The 3,478-nt window shown below is 35.7% G+C and carries 2 protein-coding genes; one reads left to right on the plus strand and one right to left on the minus strand.

Annotated features, from left to right (window positions below; all coding sequences use genetic code 11):
- Positions 1-590: 590 nt before the first annotated feature.
- Positions 591-1,064 carry a hypothetical protein gene (locus H538_RS0118015; RefSeq protein WP_026678770.1) on the plus strand — a complete coding sequence of 158 codons (474 nt, stop codon included), beginning with the start codon at positions 591-593 and terminating at the stop codon, positions 1,062-1,064.
- A 102-nt stretch (positions 1,065-1,166) separates the two neighbouring features.
- Here H538_RS0118015 and H538_RS0118020 read toward each other — a convergent pair whose 3' ends face one another.
- Positions 1,167-2,672 (minus strand): phospholipase D-like domain-containing protein, encoded by a 1,506-nt coding sequence (locus H538_RS0118020; protein WP_026678771.1) that lies wholly within the window; start codon positions 2,670-2,672, stop codon positions 1,167-1,169.
- Between the last annotated feature and the right edge of the window lie 806 nt (positions 2,673-3,478).

The raw sequence follows: 3,478 nt of genomic DNA on the forward strand, positions 1-3,478 counted from the left end.
CTTTTTAAAGTTATAAAATAATTATTTTATAACAAATTATCCTTGATTCGACTAAATATTTCATTTGAAATCAACATTAAGCCACGGATTCAGGTTATAAATGTAAGAAAGCCAAAAATTCACAAGTAGTGCATAAAAACTTGCATAATTTTGGCTCTTTAATCTTATTTCTTATTGTAGTAAAGCCCCCGTTAGCCATCCATGCAGCAGAGCTACACCACAGAGAATGGAATTTTAAGCCGATCTTCCATGGTAGTTTAATTAGGAAAATAGTTACTTCATTTTGGTGATGGGTACTTTAAAAAGAATTAATAGAACGACAGTTGCAATGACCGACAATCCATATGAGGCAGTTTTAAAATTAAGAATATATACGCAGGCTAAAATGACAGGGTAAAAGTGTCGTTTTGTTTTTGTATAGAAAAGTTTTTTATTTTTGTATTACCTGATTTCATATTAGAGGCATATACTTTTATTGTATCTTTTTCCAGAACTCCAGAACTCCAGAACTGAATTACTTTATCCATCATATAAGGAATAACATTAAGCTTTAAAAATCCAATTTGTGAATTTAGAAGGAGAGAACAGCTTTGCAATCGTCTCAAAATATCCCGATAAGTATACCGTTCCCATCTCGGTGGGGTATCCATGCTGCTATTGCAGGAAGACCAATCATTTGGGGCATACTTATCATTAACTCTATAACCAATAACAGAGTAAGTGGCACGATTAATTTTCGTGGAACCCCTATTCCCATTAATGGATATTGGAATGAAAGGACCAAACAAATAAGATTTGATTCACCTTATGCCACATTTTTAGGTCACTTGTCTATTTTTGATGATGCCCCTATTAAAATTCGACATTTGATTTTAAGTGGACAGTTTATAATGAATCCCACATCTCTACAAGCTGGCGAATATGGAAGTTGGGTTGCTACAACCGATACAACGCTTACTGGACCTCCCGTTAAAAGTGATTCACTGCCTCCTGCTGGAGTCTTTTTAACATCTAATTTACTATACGGCACCGAACGAGGATTTAAGGGGTATATTGGAAGGTGAAAAGCGGAATTTTTTATGACATCCCCTATCTGTTAATATCATTGTTCAAAAAAGCCCTCAGAATTAGATTTTTTTCTAAGGGCTTTTTTCGAATGTTAATGGCTACAACAAAGGGAAAAGGAGACGGGCACCTTGCTGAATTAATCGCTCTGAAAAAGACCGTTGTATTAAATCTTCCGTTCTCAATGGTACAGAATCCTTAAGGTCTCGCTCAAACTGTTCTGTAAGGTCTCTTGCCACATCTTTACTGTAAAAAAATTCACAGACTTCATAATTCAAGCGAAAACTTCTCATATCATAGTTTGCTGCTCCAACTTCAGCTATCTCCTCATCTATAACCATCGATTTAGCGTGCAGCATCCCTTTGTCATATAGGTAGATATTAACCCCTGCTTCCAACAACTCTCCGTAAAAAGTGAAACTTGCATGTTCTACGAGTTTTTGATTCACTTGACGAGGAACCAATAATCTTACACGAACTCCACGTTCCACTGCCGTTTTAAGTCCCACAATAATATCCTGGTCTGGTGCAAAATAGGGTGTGGTAATATCAATTGTCTTTGTGGCTTGTGTTATCCCTATAAAGTAAACCTCCCTAATAAAGGGGGTAGGAATACCAGGATTGCCTTCCACTGTTTGTATAAAGGCTTGATGAAATTTCTCAGTGTCTTGAACTTTATTCGAGTTTGTTTCTTCAATAGTTCCCAACTCTGTGCTAAATTCTGACCTTACGGTAAATGGTTTCGTTAAGCTTGTTGTAGGAGTGATGGAGGAATCATCTTTTCCTGTTTTTGTTTTCATTCTAGATTTTGTCTTTATTTGTTCTGGCGAAGCAATATTCCAATGGTCCTCGAAGATTATTTTAAAATCATTTGAAGCTTCACCCACTATTCTTACATGAGTGTCACGCCAGTATCCTACATTTGGTTTTAGTCCAGTATATTCATCGCCAATATTAATCCCACCTGTAAAAGCTTCCTTACCGTCTATAAGGACAATCTTACAATGGTCTCTGTTATTCAAAGTTGAAAATATCCAAGGGGGACGTAAAGGGAAAATAGTTCGACATTCTATTCCAGCATCAATCATCCGAGAAATTTGAGTTTTGGATAATTTCCTGCTCCCCCAACCGTCTCTAATAAAGCGGATATGCACACCGTCCAATGACCGTTCAATCAGTAAATCCGTAATACGCCTTCCAATTTTGTCGTCTCTAAATATGTAATATTCTAGGTCAATCGTTTTTTTTGCCTTCTGTATAGATTCCATAAGTTTTTCATACGTTTTCATCCCATTTATGAGAACTTGTACTTGACCAACCCTAAATCCCCCAACTGTAAAGTGTTTCAATGATTGTGCGATAATTCGAGCTGAACTTCCAAAAGAATCAGGCAGTGTGTCTGATGCATTAGAAGTCGAGGTAGGCTTTTTAGAGCTATTCATACGGATAGGATTTGATGTAATTAAATAAAGCCCAAATCCAATTACAGGGAATATAAAACTAATGGTTATCCAATTTAAAGCCACTGCTGGTCGCCGTACCTCTCGAATCGCCATAATTATCATAAAAACAGTATTTAATAAATAAAGTCCAAAAATCCATCCCAAAATAAGCACCCTCTTTTACCTTTTAAAATGTGCAAATAGTAACAAGTTTATAACATATAACCCTGGGATTAACGAAAACAATTGGTACCCATGTTTTTCTCTTTTTTGATATTGAAGGGTTTCCAAATACCTTAATAAAAGTAACGTGTGGTCCTTTGTTTTATTGAAAACTTGGCTTGATATTAATGGTTGGAATTATTAAAAACAATGATATAAGCACAAGAAACGGGATAGGTAAACGCATATTCTTAATAGTAAAAAGAAATGAGGACTGTTTTTATGAATTCAGAAGTACAGGTTATGCCACAACAAATAGATATAACAAATACAGATGAACGAATTATAAGGAGACCAATTTTCATTAGACCGCCTTTTCTAAGACCTTTTTTTTGGAGCCCTCCTATTTTCTGGAGACCTCCATTTTTTTGGAGCCCCTATTTTGGAACCCCCTTTCTAGCAGGATTACTGGGTGGAGTATTGGGCGGTCTATTGGTTAGTACATTATATGGTCCTTATAGATATGTTTACTGGTATCCATATCCTCCATATCCATATTATCCGCCATACCTTATTTATTAATTTCTTATAAGTCATCCTTTGGGTGCTTTTTGGTGCTAATCAATATTGTGTTAATTTCGTAGTAATATTTAGCGTACAATTTTATTAAGATATAAAATAAAATTTGCCCATTTTCTTTAACCATCCTTTTTTAGTGTAGAATCCGGTGATAGAATACTCAATAGTTCCGGTTGAAAATTCCCCACGTTTACCGGACAATCCCTCTGGGAGGGAGTTGTTCAAAATTA

Origin of the sequence: Fictibacillus gelatini DSM 15865 (assembly GCF_000430745.1) — a bacterium.
Lineage (GTDB): Bacteria > Bacillota > Bacilli > Bacillales > Fictibacillaceae > Fictibacillus_A > Fictibacillus_A gelatini.